Source organism: Streptomyces capillispiralis (genome assembly GCF_007829875.1).
Taxonomy (GTDB): domain Bacteria; phylum Actinomycetota; class Actinomycetes; order Streptomycetales; family Streptomycetaceae; genus Streptomyces; species Streptomyces capillispiralis.
This window is the reverse complement of sequence record NZ_VIWV01000001.1, coordinates 4818353-4834296: the sequence shown is the minus strand read 5'-3', so window position 1 is coordinate 4834296 and position 15944 is coordinate 4818353. Positions and strand designations below refer to the sequence as shown.

Below are 15944 nucleotides of genomic sequence, written 5' to 3'. Positions count from 1 at the left end.
CTTGTGCCTGCTGTTCTGCCTGGGCATCGATCGTGAGGAGCAGTCTACTTGTCACATCCGTCCCGATCAGGTGGTGAATGCATCTGTCCATAAAGCACTCGTCCGACCAAATCCGATTGGTCTTCCCCGCGGCCGGCACCGCGCTTCTGCTCCCGGAAAGGGCACGTCCAGCATGAGAACCGTTCGAGTTGCCCCCGGCGCGCGGCGAGCCGTACGGCCCGTCATGGGAATGACCTCCATCGCGGCGATCGCCGCCGGTCTGCTGACCATCGGCTGCTCCGCGGACCTCACCGACAGCACGGCGCACGTGACGCCGACCCCGCCGGCCATCGCGGCCACTTCGACAGCGCCCGCCACCGGATACGACGGTCTGACGGGCGTCCCGCTGTCCGCCTACGGCACCTCCGAGCAGGACGACGTCCTGCTGCACCGGACAAACGAGGCGCTGGTCGCCCGCTGTATGCAGAACCGGGGATACACCAGCTATTCAGGCCAGAAGAAGACCCGGGCTGCCGCGAAGACGAAAGAAGAAAAAGAAGCGATCCACCCGGCCGGCGCCTGGGGCTACATCGGCAGTGCGACCGCCAAGCGCATCGGTTTCCACGTCGCCGTGCCCCTTTCAGCCACCCAAGGCCCGACCGGCCGGGAATTGAAGGACTACAACGCCTGCTGGGACAAGGCCGACAAGCAAGTGCCCTCTCTCGCCGGCACCCGGGGTTGGAAGCTCACCCAGGACTTGTTCGGACAGTCGTTCCAGCAGGCGGCCGCCGACAGCCGGGTCGGTGCCGCGCGTGAACGCTGGTCGGACTGCATGAGCACGGCGGGACATCCGGCCGACGATCCCGAGGAGCTGGCCAACGGCTTCCTGAACGCCGAGAAGGCGACCGCGAAGGAGATCGCCGCGGCCACGGCCGACGAGTCCTGCACGCGGTCATCGAATCTGGCCGCCGTCTACTTCGCCGTCCTCACCGGATACCAGCAGCAGCTCATATCCGCCAACGCCGAAGTCCTGACTGGCTACAAGAAACAGGTTCAGGCGCAGGTCGACCGGGCCGCACACCTCCTGGCCGCGTCAAACACGACCTGAATCGGAGCCTCACCCCTCGACTCCGGACGGCACTGTGCCAGACCGCACCACCGTCCGGCCCTCCAGCACGACACGAGAAGGAGAACTTCCATGAACCAAGCAGCCAAACGAGTGGTCCTGTCCGCGCTGACGACCGTCGTGGCGGCGACCTCACTCACCCTTGCCACCACGACGCAGGCGTCCGCGATCGGCAAGGTACCGTGCAGTACGGGTGAGTTCCTGCACATCGACATCCACCCGACCCTGGGACCCACCCAGACCTTGTGTTACGCCAACGCCGGAACCTTGGAATTCGCCAGGGGCTGGTGGATCACGAAGATCTCGACCGGCAACAACCGGGTCCAGTGGCACGGGGACGGAAGGTGGCAGCCCGACACCCCGATCAACAAGTGGACCGTCTTCACCTGGCCGAATCACCCGGGTGGGGTCAGCGTCACCGGAATCAAGATCCTCTGAACCGTCAGTGGTAGCGGGGGCGTGGTCCTGTCCGTTCGGCCCGAACAGTCGTAACGTCCCCTGGCGGAGCTGTGTCCGCAGCCCCGCCGGGGGGCTCGCGAGGCCGGTATCCAGACAGCCGCGCCGGCGGGACGGCCCGGAAACGACCACACCTGGCCACGTCCACGGCGATCCGTTTCCGGGGGCCCGGCGCAGGACCTGCCCTCCATGGACGGAAGGTGGCAGCCCGAGCAGCCGATCGGCAAGTACACCGAGATGACCTGGCCGAACCACCCAGGTGGGGTCAGGGCATACCGCATCAGGATCCTCTGACAACCGGCGGAAACGGGCACCCGCCGGATTCACCGCCACCCGGCCCGGGCCGTGTCCGGTCCCGCGCGGACGCAGTCGACGTAGTGCATCGGCGAAGGCACCGGTCAAGCCGATGGCATCGGTGAGATCGGCCGACAGCAGGGACCCGGCCATGTGGTCGCGAACGCCACATGGCCGGGCTGCTCGGCCGGCGCGGGCGCCGTTCCTCCTCCCCCAACTCCCTACCAGGGAAGCGGAATCATGTGAGCTGATGAACGGGATCAGTCGAAGCGGTCTGGTTGTCGCAGGTGAGGCATCCGACCTGTCACACACGCTCATTCGGCAGTCTTTCTGTCACCACAAGCGAAGACCGAGATCTCGCGGCTCCTCAGGGCGGTTCCATGGGTCATGGCCGCTACACGCGCGGGGTCGGGCGTGTGCCGGCCACACGGTCACGTAGAGGCACTCATGGGACAGGCCCGGAGTCGTCGGGTCACAGAAGACAGGTGATGGACATGCGGACTGAGGCCGCCAAGCGGGTTGAACTGGTTTTCTCCCTCTTCGACGCCAACGGCAACGGAGTAATCGACTCCGGAGACTTCGACCTGATGACGGGCCGTGTTCTGGAGGCGGCGGCCGCGTCGGACGACGGCGCCAAGGCCGCCATCCGGGCGGCGTTCCGCCGCTACTGGACGACGCTGGCCACTGAACTGGACGCCAACGGCGACGGTGTGATCACCGTGGACGAGTTCCGTCCGTTCGTGCTCGACCCCGAGCGTTTCGGCCCCACGATCACCGAGTTCGCCGAGGCTCTCGCCGCACTCGGCGACCCCGACGGGGACGGTCTGATCGAGCGCCCCCTCTTCGTGTCCCTGATGACGGCGATCGGCTTCGAGGAGGCGAACATCCACGCCCTCTTCGACGCCTTCGGCCCGGACGCCGAGGACCGCATCACCGTGGGTACGTGGGCCGCCGGCATCGAGGACTACTACGCGCCGGACCTGGCCGGGATCCCGGGCGACCGGCTCGTGGCCGCCCGGTCCGTCTGACACGGCCCGTGAGGGGCAGCGCCGGGCGCGGGCGGCAACCGCTGCGACACGACCGGGCTGCCCCTCCACCGGGACGCGTCCCGCCGTGCGGGCCCGCGGCAGGCCCCGTCCCCGGCTCCCGTGCTGACGTCGTCGTGAGCGCTGCGGGCCTCATGGCCGTGACTTGTACGCGAACACCCACCGGTTTCCCTCCAGTGCGTCGTTCGGCTCGGGGAGGGGGCCACGTCCGTGCCGACGGGTGAAGTCGAAGGGCGTGGACATCGAGGTGGACCAGCCCTTGGCCGTCAGGTCGCCCGCGGAGTCGGGTCGCGGCCCCTTGTCGAAGAGGTGGAGCAGGTCGATACCGGTCTGTTCTCGCGTCGCCGTGTAGATCGGGCTGTCGCGGTACAGCATCAGGTCCTTCTCCAGCTTGGCCTCGAAGGCCAGGGCGCTGCCTTCGGTGGTCAGCCTGTCCACCATGTCGACGAGGTACGTCTCGGCGGGGCCCGGCAGGTAGAAGAGGAGTCCCTCGGCCAGCCAGACGCTCGGTGCCGCGGGGTCGAAGCCGACGTTGGTCAGCGCGCCGACCCAGTCCGCGCGCAGGTCGGCCGGTACGGTGACGCGCTTCACCTTTGGGGTGGCCGCCAGGTCCGTGAGCACTTGGTGCTTGAACTCCAGCACGCCCGCCCGGTCGACCTCGAAGACCTCGCAGCCGGACGGCCAGTCCAGCCGGAAGGCGCGCGTGTCCAGCCCCGCTCCCAGCAGGACCACCTGCCGGGGGCCCGTCCGGACCGACCGGAGCAGGAAGTCGTCGAGGACCCTGGTCCGCAGGCCGAAGTAGCGGGCGAACCGCCCCCACAGCGGGTTGCCGTCCCCCTCCGGGACCCGCTGGATGCGCACCGGCCAGTCCGCGCACGCCGGGGCAGCGCGCACGAAGTGTTCCGCGTAGGTGTCCTGAGCCAGGCTGTCGTCGCGGTAGGTCTCGATCGCCCGTGCCGCGGCGACCAGGAAGGCGGTCAGGCCCACACCTCCGTCCACGCCTTCCACGTCCGTCTGCTGCGGTGCCGTGCCGGTCATGTCTCCTCCGTTGACGGAAGTGGGGACCACGAGCTTCCTGCTCGTCGGATGCGGTGGGTCCGCGATGCTGGGGGCCGCGCTCACCGGCTCCTTCCGGTCGGGAGCAGGACGGGTTTGACCACGCGGCCGGCGCCGCAGTCGCGCTCGGCCTCGTTGATGTCGGCCAGCGGGTAGGTGCGGATGAGCTGGTCGAAGGGGAAGCGTCCGGCCTGCCAGAGCCGGGTCAGCAGCGGTATCAGCAGTGCGGGGACGGCGTCCCCTTCGCAGATGTGGCGGATGCTGCGGCCCTGGTCGAGCGTGCCCGGTTCGAGCGGCAGCGCGGTGCGGATCCGTGCCACCAGGCCGAGGCTGCCGGTGGGGCGCAGTGCCCGGAGCGCGTCGTTGATGAGCGGGGCTGAGGCCGTGGTGTCGAGCGCGTACTGCGCGCCGCCGTCGCTGACCCGCCGGATCCACTCGGCCAGTCCGGCCGTCTCGGCGGGCAGCGGGATCGCGCCGAACCGCTCGGCCAGGGCCAGCCGCCGGGGGTGCCGGTCCACGGCCACGGTCAGCGCGCCGGCGGCGGTGGCCGCCATCACCGCGGCCAGACCCACGGCTCCCGCGCCGATGACGACGACGGTGTCACCCGGGCCGGCGGCGAAGGTGTTCAGCACGGCTCCGGCGCCGGTGAGGAACCCGCAGCCGAGCGGCCCGAGCAGTTCGACGGGCAGTGCTCGGTCGACCCGAACGGCGTTGCGGGCCGAGACGAGTGCGTACTCGGCGAAGGAGGACTGGCCGAACCACCGGGGGGCCAGCGCTTCCCCGGCCGCGTCGGTGAGCCGCGGCGCGTCCTGTGCGCGTCCCCCGAAGAGATTGAGGGAGGCGAAGGAGTCGCAGTAGGCAGGGGCCGCGCCGCGGCAGTTGCGGCAGTGCCCGCAGGAGTCGAAGCTCAGCACGACGTGGTCACCCACGCCGATCGTGGTGTCCGGGCCGCCGCCCGTCCGCACCACGACCCCGGCCCCCTCGTGGCCGAGCACCGCCGGCAGCGGGCTGCTGCCGGCCGCTCGCCGGACCCCGAGGTCGGTCCGGCACATCCCGCAGCCGGCGATCCGGACCAGGATCTCACCGGCGGCGGGTTCCGTCCGCAGGGCCACCTCCTCGAGCGTGAACGGATCCTCGTACGAGCGCAGTACGGCCGCCTGGAACCTCACCTCACACCTCCTGCGGACGGTGGACGACGAACGGCCGCAGGTTGCCGTACAGCCCCCACGCTCCGCCCGCCACGCCGACGCCGCTGTCCTTGACGCCCGCGAAGGGCTGGGCGAGGGACAGTTCGGCGTGGTGGTTGATCCAGGCCGTGCCGCATTCGAGCCGGTCGGCCACCGCCTCGGCCCGGTCGAGGTCGGTGCCCCACACGGACCCGCCCAGTCCGAAGCCGGTGCCGTTGGCGGCGTCGACGGCTTCGTCGAGGCTCCGGTACGGCAGTACGGGCAGGACCGGACCGAACTGCTCCTCGGTCACCACCGGGCTGTCGGGCGGGACGTCGGTGAGGATCGTGGGGGCGAAGAAGTTCCCCCGCCCGGCCGGCCGGTGGCCGCCGGCCGCCGCCCGGGCGCCGTCCGCCAGGGCCCGCCGCGTGATCTGCTCGACCCGGGCCAGCTGGGGGGCGTTGTTGACCGGTCCCAGCCGGGTGTCCGGGTCGAGGCCGGGCCCGACGACGACGGTCCTGGCGCGCTCGGCGAGGGCTTCGACGACCTGGGCGTGGAGCCGGGCCGGGGCGTAGACGCGTTTGACCGCCATGCAGACCTGTCCGCAGTTGCGGAAGGCGGCCCAGAACAGCCGGTCCGCGATCCGGTCCACCTCGACGTCGTCCAGCAGGACGGCGGCGTCGTTGCCGCCCAGCTCCAGGGTGACCCGGGCGAGCGAGGACGCCGCCGCTTCGGCCACGGTCCGCCCGGTGGGCACCGAGCCGGTGAAGGTGACGTGGCGGATGCCGGGGTGGGAGGCGAGGCGGGCGCCGAGCGGTTCGCGGCCGGTGACGACCGTCAGCACGTCCTCGGGCAGGACGGTGGCGAGGACGGAACCGAGCAGCCTGGTGGCGAGCGGGGTGAAGGGGGACGGTTTGAGGATGACGGTGTTGCCCGCCGCGAGCGCGGGCGCGAACTTGGCCGCCGCGAGCTGAAGGGGGAAGTTCCACGGCACGATCGCGGCGACGGGTCCGAGGGATCGCCAGCGGATCTCGCTGTCCACGGGCCGGCCGTCGGTGATGCGCCGGGTCCTCGGGGCGAGGTCGGCGAAGTGGCGCAGGCGGGCCGCCGTACGGGCGATCTCCGCGTACGACTCGGTCAGGGGCTTGCCCTGCTCCCGGGTGAGCAACCGGGCGAGTTCCTCGCCGGCTGCCTCCACGGCGTCGGCCGCCACGCGCAACGCGGTGGTGCGGGCGGCGGGGTCGGCGCGCCAGCCGTGCCAGGCCCGCCGGGCCCGGTCGACCACGGAGTCCAGCTCGTCCGGCTGCTGGTCGGGGGCCTCGTCGAAGGTCTTCCCGGTGGCCGGGTCGACGACGGGGAAACGCGCGGCTCGGTGGCCAGGGACGCGGTCGGGCTCGGAGGCCGGCATGCCGGTGGTCAGTTCGCGGCCGGGACGCCGGCCGCCTGCTCCCGGGCCTGCCGGTCCATCTCCGCCCGGAAGGCGGCCACCAGGTGGGGCTGGATCCGTCCGGCGTCGCGGTCGCCGCCCTCGCAGACCGCTCCCCGCACACCCACGATGTCCGTGCCGATGCGGGTCAGCGCGCCGAGGTCGCTTCGTTCGACACTGCCCGCGAGGGCGGCGAGCAGACCGGACGCGTGGGCCCGGCGGACGAACTCGGCGCACAGGTCCGGCGGCACGTGGTCGAACAGCCGCGTCCCGTCCTTGACCGCGGTGTCGAGCATGGCGGCGTCGGCGCCGGAGCGGGCGGCGATGTCGGGCAGGGCGAGCGGGTTGACGCAGCCGATCCGGTGGGCGTCGGCGTAGCCGGAGGCGACGACGAGCGCTTCGGGGCGGTGGTCCTTCACCGCCCGGACGACCGCGCGCATGACCTCGATGCCCTGACCGGGCGTCGTGCATCCGTAGAGGCCGACCTTGATGTACGTGGCGCCGGAGACGACCGCGCCGAGCGCGGCCTGGGCCACCGTGCCGGGCTTGTACGGGACGTCTCCCACGGTGGCGGACACCGGTTTGTCCGTCGGCACCGCGTCGCGGATCTCCCTGATGACCCAGGGGAAGTTGGCGCCGAGCGAGCCCTCGTCGGGCTTCTTGACGTCGACGATGTCGAGGTGCTCCGCCGCCTTGGCACAGTCGAGGGCTTCCTCGACACCGTCCGGGGAGATGAGAAGCAACACCGTGAACTCCTTCCGCCGCCGGTCCGCCCGGCCGAGGCGCAGGGGATCGCGGATGACGTGGCTCGTGTGCGGTGGGCTCATCATTTCCGCCGCCCCCGGGCGCTGGTAGGGCGTGCGGAGTTGGCCCGTGGCGCTCGTGCCCTCGCGCAGTGGGCCGCGCGCACCGGCGTGGACCGGCACGCGATCGTCCGGCTCGTGCGCCTCCGGCCGGTGGACGTCGGGGCCGTCCACGCGTCCGTGGGGACGGCCCCGGTCCGGTGGGTCGGCCGGTGACCTCGCTGTTGTGCTCCCCACCCGCGATGAGGCCCCTTCGAGACAGCCGGGGGCATGCCCACGGGTTGCCGGCGCGAGGTGATCGCGACGCGGAGCGGCCTCATCATCGACGTCCGAGGCGACCCCGCCCCCCCCTGCGGGCGCACCCGCGCCAACGGCCTCGCGACGCCCACAGGCCGTCCGGAACGATCCGTCCCCACCGTCCACTCCCCAGGGCCATGGCACCACTGCCGACCGGCCGGGTGGAACACAGCCTTCAGGGGCGGGGCTCCAGCACCTCCAGAGCGCCGCTCCGGGTGTCGTAACTGCGCAGGGTGGTGAGCCGGGCCGACAGCGGCGGCTCCGGCAGCAGCTCAGAGACCCGCCGGTCGGTGAAGGCACCGGCCCGCCGGGTCCGGCCAAGGGTGATGTGCGGGCTCCAGCGCCCGGGCTCATGGAGCGGGTTGAGGGTCTCGGGCGGACTGTCCGAGGCCACCGCCTCCCACACCCTGCGCTGCAAGCAGGCCAGCGCGGAGTCGAGGTCCAGCGCCCAGGCCAGCACCGAGGTGGGCCGTTCGAAGCGGACCAGGCCGGTGAACCGCACCGGCAGCGGCAGGGAGGCGGCCACCTCGGCAAGCTCCCAGCGGATCGGGGCGGTCAGCTCCGGACAGGTGGCCAGGGTGAGGTGCGGGCTGTTGGTCGGTGAGCGGTGGCGCGCCTGACTGGGCAGTCCCGCGTCCGCGAGCCGCCGCCAGGCCTCCCGGACCGCCAGCTCTGCCGCCTCGTCCAACAGGATCTCGACCGTGCGCACCGTCGCAGCCTAACGGCGATCGCCCGCGGAGCGAGGTCTGCGACCCCATACGGAGCCACCGAGGAGGGCGGCGACGCGATGGGGGTCCCCCCACGCGAGCGGAGCCGAGCGTGGGGGAGTCGGCAACCGACGACGACGCGGCAGATGCGCGTGCCACGCTCCGCGACGCCGGCATGATCCAAGCGACAGGCCCTAGTGCTGCGGGGGCTGCCAGTGCGGGTTCTGCTGGGGGTGGGGCGGTTGGGCGGGCTGCCCGTACGGGGGCTGCTGGGGCTGCTGCGGGGTGTAGGGGCCGGGAGCCTGGGCCGGGGGCTGGGGCGGGGCGCCGTACGGGGTGGGCACGGGCGGGGTGCCGTAGGCGGCCGGGGCCTGGGGGGCGTACGGCCCCGGGGCCTGCTGGGGGTACGGCATCGAGGGCTGGTGGGGCTGAGGCGGCTGATGGCCGTAACCGGGGACCGTGCCGGGGGCGCCGTACGGGCCGCCGGCGAAGGGATTGCCGTGGCCCGGCATCTGGCCGCCCGGGGGCAGGTAGCGGACCCGGCCGGTCTCGTCCGTCACCGGGGCGAATCCGGCCGCCTGCAACCGGGCCGCGAACTTGGCGTTGCGCTTGCGGGTGACGACGAAGCCGATGCCGAGGATCGCCATGACGACCAGCCACACCACGGCCGCGACGACGAAGTCGTCGGACGAGCCGCCCGCCTGGTAGGCGAAGAGCACAGAGCCGATGGAGACACCGAGGGCCCCGTACCCCATCCGCTTCTCGGCGCTCTTGCCGGTGAGGTCGAAGTTGATGCGGGCCTTGAGCAGTTCGAAGGCGTCCGGCACGAGGGGCGGCAGGGAGATCCCGTCACCGGCGTTCGGGTACTGCGCCCAGTTCTGCGCGGCCCGGGCGCGGGCCTGCGGACTGTGATCGGGCACGATCAGCATCTTCAGCTGGCTGTTGTTCCCGCCGCCCTGCCGCACGTCCGCGTACTCGTACCCGAACTGCTGGGCCGTGAAGGCGAGTCTGGCGAGCTTCTTCACGGATGCCATCGCGCTGGTGAGCTCGACCGGCTCCCCGCTCGCCATCAACCGCAGCATCTTCTGCGTCTGCCGCTTGCTCATCCGTACACGCCCCCCTGGCCGCTCTGTTCACTTACGCAACAGGGGGCAGTGTGGCATGCCGGTCCCCTGTGAACCACAGCGGCGTTTCCCCGTGGGCGCTGGGCCACTGACCGGCCGGGGCCGCGTGAACAGGCGCCCGTCAGCCGCCGCGCGCCGCGCCGGACCGGCCCCGCCCGCCGGTGGTGCGCTTCGCGCCGCCGTTCGGCCACAGGCGTGGCGTGCGCTTCGCCGCGAGGTCCTCGACCCAGCCGACCGCGAGGATCATCAGGCCGATGAGCGGCCAGACCAGGGCGAAGGTCCAGATCGTGTACGTACTGTCGAGAGCGGCCGCCGCCCGTTCGCTCTCCATGAACGGGAGCCGGTACAGCAGGTCGATGATCGGGAACGTCGCCATGATCATCATGTTGTGCCACAGGTAGATGGTGACCGCCCGGTTGTTGGACAGGGTCACCAGCCCGTCCCAGTTCGCCAGGCGTCCCGGGAGTTCCCGCCACGACGGGGCGTACTGGAGCAGGATCACCACGAAACCGAACGACCAGGCGGCATCGGCCAGTGGGATCTCATTGAGGTCCCAGCCCGCGGGACCGAGGTGACCCGAGGCCCACCACAGGCCGAAGGCCATCACCAGGGACGCGCAGGAGACGGAGACGTACCGCGGGATCTGCTGGAGCAGGCCGTCGTGGTGGGCGAAACCCAGCACCCAGCAACTGCCGTAGACCGCGAAGTCGGTGACCGCGTTGCCCAGTTCGCCGGGGATGGTCACCAGGCCCGTGCCGACGATCGCCGTCAGGCCCAGCGGGGCCAGCAGGGTCGGCCAGGGGGCCCGGCGGAACAGCCGGAGCAGCAACGGCGACGCGATGACGAACCACAGGTAGGCGCGCAGGTACCACAGCGGCCCCACCGTCTCGTCCGCCCAGGTGGACTCCAGCGGCCCCAGGACTCCGGCATCCACCGGGTAGGGCGGGGCGCCTATCGGGACGAGGTAGTTGAGCAGGTTGACCAGGCCCCAGACCCCGTCCTGGTCCGGGTCCTTCGAGGGGCTCCAGCCGCTCACGAACAACAGCGCCAGCACGACCACCGCGAACACCCACAGGGGCGGCAGCAGCCGGCGGACCCGCCCGCGGATCACGCTCCACGCCGGGCGCTTCAGGGACCGCGCCATCAGCGAGCCCGCCAGCGCGAACATCACGCCCATCGACGGGAACAGCACGGTCAGCCAGGCCCAGCCGAACAGGTGGTACACCACGACGCGCACCAGGGCGACGGAGCGCAGCAGGTCCAGGTACCGGTCACGGCCCGGTCTCGCGGGTGCCGGGGTGGGCGCGGCACCGTCCGTGCGCTGCTGGGGGACCGTGTACGGCGTCGGCGCCGGGGCCGCGCCCGTGTCTCCCGCGTACGGCGTTCCGTACGGGCCGGGCGGCTCCGGGCTCGTGCCCGTGCCGGTCGTGTGTCCGTGGGTCATGCCACGGGCCTCCGATCATCGTTGCGTCGGCCCTGGCTCGGCACCGCCCCGCCGACCGGCGCCCCGACCACGCCGGTGCGCCGCAGTTTCTGCCAGCGCAGGCGGCCGCCGGTGAGGGCGGTGATCCAGGACTGGAGCAGTACGACGTACATGAGCTGGCGGTAGAGGATCTGCTGGAGCGGGAGCGAGATGAGGTGGGTCATGCGTTCGCGGTCGAGGTGGAAGGCGTAGGCCGCGCAGACCGCCTGGATGGCCAGGACGCCCAGCCACGCCGTGATGGTCTTCTCGGTCGGGCCGAAGACGAGGCCGTAGAGGAGGAAGACGTCGATCAGCGGCGCGAGCAGCGGGGCCACGATCATGAACAGGGAGACGAAGGGCAGGCCGATGCGGCCGAAGCGGCCCGAGGGGCCCTTCTCGACCACCGCGCGGCGGTGCTTCCAGATGGCCTGCATGGTGCCGTACGACCAGCGGTAGCGCTGGGACCACAGCTGCTGGACGGTCTCCGGGGCCTCGGTCCAGGCGCGGGCGTTCTCGGCGTAGACCACGCGCCAGCCGGCCCGCTGCAGGGCCATGGTGACGTCGGTGTCCTCGGCGAGGGTGTCGTCGCTCATGCCGCCGATGGGTTCCAGGGCGGAGCGGCGGAAGGCGCCGACCGCGCCGGGGATGGTCGGCATGCAGCCGAGGATGTCGTACATGCGGCGGTCGAGGTTGAAGCCCATCACGTACTCGATGTGCTGCCAGGCGCCGATGAGGCTGTCCTTGTTGCCGACCTTGGCGTTGCCCGCCACGGCGCCGACCCGGGGGTCGCCGAAGGGCTGGACGAGTTCGCGGACGGTGGACGGTTCGAAGACGGTGTCGCCGTCCATCATCACGACGATGTCGTGACGGGCGTTGGCCAGGCCCCGGTTGAGGGCGGCCGGTTTGCCGGCGTTGAGCTGGCGGATCACCCGCACGTTGGGCAGGCCCATCGCCTCGACGATGCGGGCGGTGCCGTCGGTGGAACCGTCGTCGATGACGAGCACCTCGATCGGGTGGTCGCTCGCCATCAGGGAACGGACGGTGTTCTCGATGCACTTGGCCTCGTTGTACGCCGGGACCAGCACCGTCACGGGTTCGGTCACCGGCGGGCCCCAGCGGAAGCCCTTGCGGCGGACCCGGCGGGCGTGGGCGCCGGACAGGAGGAGCATCAGGACGAAGCGGCCGATGACCAGGGTGCCGATGATGGCCAGGCCCACCACCAGGACGTCGGTGATGTGCTCGGAGGCCTGGACCAGGAAGATCCACGCCCTGCCCTTCCACAGGTCGGCGCCGGTGACCGGACTGTGCGCGCTGGGCGCGTCCAGGGCCTCCGTCAGGTTGTCGAACGCGTAGCCCTTCTCCTTCAGGTCGGGCAGGAACCGGTCGAGCGCCGCGACGGTCTGGCTGCGGTCGCCGCCGGAGTCGTGCATCAGGACGATGGCGCCCTTGCCGCCCTCGGGGGTGGCACGGCGGATGATCTCGTCGGCGCCGGGCCGCTTCCAGTCCTCGCTGTCGGTGTTGTTGACGACGGTGAGGTAGCCGCGGCTGCCGATGTACTGGGTGACCGGCCAGGTCCTGTTGTCCATCGCCTCGGCGAAGGAGGAGTACGGCGGGCGGAAGAGGGAGGTGCGGATGCCGGCCGCGCCGGTGATCGCCAGCTGGTTCTGCGACAGCTCCCAGTCGATGCGCTTCTTCGACTGGAGGGAGAGGTCGGGGTGGTTGAAGGTGTGCAGGCCGATCTCGTGGCCCTCGTCGACCATGCGCTGGACGAGGTCCGGGTAGCGGGAGGCCATGGTGCCGGTGACGAAGAAGACGGCGTGCGCGTCGTGCTCCTTCAGCACGTCAAGCACCTTGGGCGTCCAGATCGGGTCCGGGCCGTCGTCGAAGGTGAGGACGAGGCGGTGGTCGGGCACGCTCAGAGTGGTGGCCCGCCCGGCGCGGGCGTCGATGACCGGGCCGCCCCCGAGGATGTCCTCGGGCACCTGGGTGGTGGGGGCGGGCTTGCCGACGCGGTGGTCGGCGAGGATCTCGCTGTGCACGTAGCCGCGCAGCATGAGCATCGCGGCGAGGGCGACGAGGACGAGCAGCGGGAGCAGCAGGCGCAGGGGCACGCGGCGGCGCGGGGAGCCGTCACGGGCGGGGCGGGCGGCCCGGTGACGGTGGGTGCGGGGTGCCATCAGATGACGTTCTCCGAGGATGGTGCGGTGGGGGCGGTGGACGGCTCCTGCTGCCCGGCGGAGCCGTCGGCGGCGACCCGCGGGCCGGCGGGAGCACCGGCGACGTCGTCGGTGCCGGCGGCACTGCCGTCACCCGTGGGGGCGGTGGTCCCGGGGGCCGGGCTCTCCGACGCCGGCGCGTCGGGGGGCGTCGTGACCGGGGTCTCGTCCGGGGTGGTGGGGGTGGCGTCGTCGCCGGTGGCCGGGCGCGTGGTGTCCTGGCCGCCGGCCGACGTCGGGGCCGGGTCGGCGGCGTCCGGCTGGTTCGCGGTGCCGGCCTCGTCCGTCGCGGGGAGGGTGGCGCCGGGCGTGGGGAGCGCGGGGGCGCCGGTGGTCGGCGTGCCGTCCGGGGGGAGGCTGCCGCCGGTACTGGGGACGGCGTCGGTCTCCGCGGGCTGCGGGGTGGTCTCGACCTTCCCCGCCGGGTTCTGCTCCTGGCCGGGGACGGGCATCCAGGGGGCGTCGGAGTTGCCGGAGAGCAGGGTGGCGACCATGACGACGGCGTAGCCCGCGCAGGCCAGGCCGACGGCCATGCCGATACGGCGGTAGAGGCGGCTGCGGCGGCCGGACTCGTCGACGAACACGGGCCCGGCGGGGGCGTCCTGCGCCGGGCCCGGCCCGCCCGGCGACCGGCGCAGCACGCCGCCGTCCCCTATCTGTACGGCGTCGAGCTGAACCGTCACTTCGTGCGGGTCGTGGGTGGCGCCGACGGGCTCGCCGGGCTCCTGCCAGGGGTCACGGGCGGGGGTACGGGGGGCGGCCGGTCCGGGGCCGGGGAAACGGTCCCTTTCGTGCGGGGAGCCGACCCGTGCGGGGCCGGGAAAGCGGGCCGTGGCCTGCGGGGAGCCGGCCGCTGCGGGGCCGGGGAAACGGGCCGTGTCCTGCGGGGAGCCGGCCCGTGCGGGGTTTCCCGGGGGGCGTGTCGCGCGGGCGGCGGGGGTGCCGGTCTGGGGCCGGGGGATGCGCAGGGCCGTGGTGCGCTCGGCGTCCCAGGGGCCGTCCGGGCGGTCCTCGGACCGGTCCGGCCCGTCCGGTGTCACGGCGGCGCGGGCGTCGCCGCCGGGCCGCCCGCCGGTCTCCGGACGCCGCGGAACGGCGCCGGACTCCGGGCGCGGAGCAGCGCCGGACTGCGGGCGCGGAACGGCGCCGGACTCCGGGCCCGAAGCGGCGCCGGACTCCGGGCGGGGGATGCGCAGGGCCGTGGTGCGCTCGGCGTCCCAGGGGCCGTCCGGGCGGGCCTCGGACCGTTCCGGCCCGTCCGGTGTCGCGGCGGCGCGGCTGTCGTCACCGGGCCGCCCGGCGGGACGCGTGCGGGGCGCGGTGCCGGGCAGGACCTCGGTCCTGTCGGTCGTACGGGAGTGGACGCCGAGGCGGGCCCAGCGTTCCTCGAGGGAGTCGGCATCGGGCTCGCGCCGGTCCACGGCGTTTCCGGCGGGCTTCTCGCTCAGGGGCATGACCCGTGTGTCGGGCAGGTCCCGGTCGCCGTTCCCCGTGAACTCCTCCTCCGCGTTTGCGGCTTCGGGTCGTTCCGGTTGGGCGTCTTCTCGCCACTTTTCCACGCGCACGCACTTCCCCCCACGGGACACTTCCGGCGCGCAGACGACCCGAGCACTCGTCGGCGGACCGGGCCCCCACCCGATCCGAGCGCCCCGTTTATCACACCGTGCTCGGGCGATGAATGTAGCGCACGCGGAGGTTCTGTGTTTCCCGCCTACGCATTCGTGTCAGGAGTGAGACCTCACGAGGCCGCCATCACGGCGGCATCCGGGGCCGGGAGCCACCCCCGCGCGGGTCGCCGCAGCCAGCCCTCCTCGGCGGCCACGGCGGCCGCCGATCCGCGCAACTCGTCCAGAGCGGGATGGATCAACCCCTTCCGCCACACCAGGGACACCGGGGACAACGGGACCGGCTCCACGAGGGGCCGCAGCACCGTCGAGGGCATTGGCGGAAAATCGACGACGGCGAGGATCGGGCAGCGTGTTCGGGCCATCACGCGCTGGAACTCCTCCTCCCCGACCGCCAGCGGCGCGGGCGGCGCGAGGGCGATCCCCCGCCCGTCGAACAGCAGCCGCGCCAGGTCCGTCCACTCCGGCGTACGCGGGTTCCCGGCCCCGGCGTACACCGTCTCGCCGGCCAGCGCGGCCAGCGGCACCTCCTCCAGCGCGGCCAGCGGGTGGTCCTCGGGCAGCACGACCGCCATCGGCTCGTAGCGCACGGGCTGCTGGTCGAGCCCGGCGCGCAGCGCGGGGGCGAGGCCCGCGAACCGTCCGAACGACGCGTCGAGCCGCCCCGCGAGCAACTCCCCCGCCGCGCCGGTCAGTCCACTCTCGTAGCGGGCCATCAGCTCGTGACCGGGGGCGAGTTCGCGAGCCCGGTGCAGGACCCGGCGCGGGGTCTCCAGGCCCGGGGAGTTGAGGTCCACCAGCAAGGGCCGCGCCTGTCCGGCGGCGGCGAGCAGGTCGTCCTGCGCCTGGAGCACGGCGCGGGCGTACGGCAGCAGGCGTTCGCCGTCGGCGGTGAGCGTCACCTGGCGGGTGGTGCGGACGAACAGTTCGCTGCCCAGTTCCCGTTCCAGCCGCCGTACGTCCCGGCTGAGCGCCTGCTGGGCGACGTAGAGGCGGGTGGCGGCACGGGTGAAGTGCAGTTCCTCGGCGACGGTCACGAAGGCGCGCAGCAGGCGGGGTTCGAGGTGGGCGGGGGCGGGCATCCCGTGAACTTACAACAGGGGTGCGTGAATCGGTACCGAGAAGGTGTTGGACCGGAGGCGGGGCCGCGGACGACGGTGG

13 protein-coding genes are annotated in these 15944 nt (G+C 72.5%); 3 read left to right on the top strand and 10 right to left on the bottom strand.

Annotation, left to right across the window (positions count from 1 at the left end; translation table 11 throughout):
* Positions 1 to 229 precede the first annotated feature (229 nt).
* The 3 genes from FHX78_RS20965 (at position 230) to FHX78_RS20955 (ending at position 2883) form a co-directional block, all read left to right on the top strand.
* Positions 230 to 1087 carry a hypothetical protein gene (locus FHX78_RS20965; protein WP_229924173.1) on the top strand — a complete coding sequence of 286 codons (858 nt, stop codon included), beginning with the start codon at positions 230 to 232 and terminating at the stop codon, positions 1085 to 1087.
* Between the two features lie 90 nt (positions 1088 to 1177).
* Positions 1178 to 1543: a beta/gamma crystallin domain-containing protein gene (locus tag FHX78_RS20960; protein ID WP_145868960.1), complete on the top strand. Its 366-nt coding sequence runs from the start codon at positions 1178 to 1180 to the stop codon at positions 1541 to 1543.
* Between the two features lie 806 nt (positions 1544 to 2349).
* Complete coding sequence (locus FHX78_RS20955) at positions 2350 to 2883, top strand: EF-hand domain-containing protein (protein WP_145868959.1); 534 nt, start codon at positions 2350 to 2352, stop codon at positions 2881 to 2883.
* A gap of 150 nt (positions 2884 to 3033) precedes the next feature.
* Here FHX78_RS20955 and FHX78_RS20950 read toward each other — a convergent pair whose 3' ends face one another.
* The 10 genes from FHX78_RS20950 to FHX78_RS20905 form a co-directional block, all read right to left on the bottom strand.
* Complete coding sequence (locus FHX78_RS20950) at positions 3034 to 3939, bottom strand: class I SAM-dependent methyltransferase (protein ID WP_145868958.1); 906 nt, start codon at positions 3937 to 3939, stop codon at positions 3034 to 3036.
* 80 nt (positions 3940 to 4019) lie between these two features.
* Entirely contained in the window at positions 4020 to 5126 is a 1107-nt protein-coding gene (locus FHX78_RS20945) for an NAD(P)-dependent alcohol dehydrogenase (protein WP_145868957.1), read from the bottom strand.
* Position 5127: 1 nt separating this feature from the next.
* The gene (locus tag FHX78_RS20940; protein WP_145868956.1) at positions 5128 to 6531 is read right to left on the bottom strand and encodes an aldehyde dehydrogenase family protein; all 1404 of its coding nucleotides are present in this window, start codon (positions 6529 to 6531) and stop codon (positions 5128 to 5130) included.
* Between the two features lie 8 nt (positions 6532 to 6539).
* A complete protein-coding gene (locus FHX78_RS20935) occupies positions 6540 to 7295 on the bottom strand; it encodes a (5-formylfuran-3-yl)methyl phosphate synthase (RefSeq protein WP_145872088.1) in 756 nt (251 codons plus the stop codon).
* 529 nt (positions 7296 to 7824) lie between these two features.
* Positions 7825 to 8358, bottom strand: a complete 534-nt coding sequence (locus FHX78_RS20930; RefSeq protein ID WP_145868955.1) for a 2'-5' RNA ligase family protein — start codon at positions 8356 to 8358, stop codon at positions 7825 to 7827.
* Positions 8359 to 8550: 192 nt separating this feature from the next.
* Complete coding sequence (locus FHX78_RS20925; protein WP_145868954.1) at positions 8551 to 9462, bottom strand: hypothetical protein; 912 nt, start codon at positions 9460 to 9462, stop codon at positions 8551 to 8553.
* Between the two features lie 139 nt (positions 9463 to 9601).
* Positions 9602 to 10924: an acyltransferase family protein gene (locus tag FHX78_RS20920; protein WP_145868953.1), complete on the bottom strand. Its 1323-nt coding sequence runs from the start codon at positions 10922 to 10924 to the stop codon at positions 9602 to 9604.
* Positions 10921 to 13119, bottom strand: coding sequence for a bifunctional polysaccharide deacetylase/glycosyltransferase family 2 protein (locus FHX78_RS20915; protein ID WP_145868952.1), 2199 nt, complete (start codon positions 13117 to 13119; stop codon positions 10921 to 10923). Before FHX78_RS20915 ends, FHX78_RS20920 begins: the two co-directional genes overlap by 4 nt.
* The gene (locus FHX78_RS37540) at positions 13119 to 14612 is read right to left on the bottom strand and encodes a hypothetical protein (protein ID WP_229924172.1); all 1494 of its coding nucleotides are present in this window, start codon (positions 14610 to 14612) and stop codon (positions 13119 to 13121) included. The genes FHX78_RS20915 and FHX78_RS37540 overlap by 1 nt, the downstream gene beginning before the upstream one ends.
* A gap of 284 nt (positions 14613 to 14896) precedes the next feature.
* The gene (locus tag FHX78_RS20905; protein ID WP_145868951.1) at positions 14897 to 15865 is read right to left on the bottom strand and encodes a LysR family transcriptional regulator; all 969 of its coding nucleotides are present in this window, start codon (positions 15863 to 15865) and stop codon (positions 14897 to 14899) included.
* Between the last annotated feature and the right edge of the window lie 79 nt (positions 15866 to 15944).

Coding starts and splice junctions, on each gene's coding strand:
- FHX78_RS20965 (WP_229924173.1), top strand. CDS start 230: ATGACCTCCATCGCGGCGATCGCCGCCGGTCTGCTGACCATCGGCTGC.
- FHX78_RS20960 (WP_145868960.1), top strand. CDS start 1,178: ATGAACCAAGCAGCCAAACGAGTGGTCCTGTCCGCGCTGACGACCGTC.
- FHX78_RS20955 (WP_145868959.1), top strand. CDS start 2,350: ATGCGGACTGAGGCCGCCAAGCGGGTTGAACTGGTTTTCTCCCTCTTC.
- FHX78_RS20950 (WP_145868958.1), bottom strand. CDS start 3,939: ATGACCGGCACGGCACCGCAGCAGACGGACGTGGAAGGCGTGGACGGA.
- FHX78_RS20940 (WP_145868956.1), bottom strand. CDS start 6,531: ATGCCGGCCTCCGAGCCCGACCGCGTCCCTGGCCACCGAGCCGCGCGT.
- FHX78_RS20925 (WP_145868954.1), bottom strand. CDS start 9,462: ATGAGCAAGCGGCAGACGCAGAAGATGCTGCGGTTGATGGCGAGCGGG.
- FHX78_RS20920 (WP_145868953.1), bottom strand. CDS start 10,924: ATGACCCACGGACACACGACCGGCACGGGCACGAGCCCGGAGCCGCCC.
- FHX78_RS20915 (WP_145868952.1), bottom strand. CDS start 13,119: ATGGCACCCCGCACCCACCGTCACCGGGCCGCCCGCCCCGCCCGTGAC.
- FHX78_RS37540 (WP_229924172.1), bottom strand. CDS start 14,612: ATGCCCCTGAGCGAGAAGCCCGCCGGAAACGCCGTGGACCGGCGCGAG.
- FHX78_RS20905 (WP_145868951.1), bottom strand. CDS start 15,865: ATGCCCGCCCCCGCCCACCTCGAACCCCGCCTGCTGCGCGCCTTCGTG.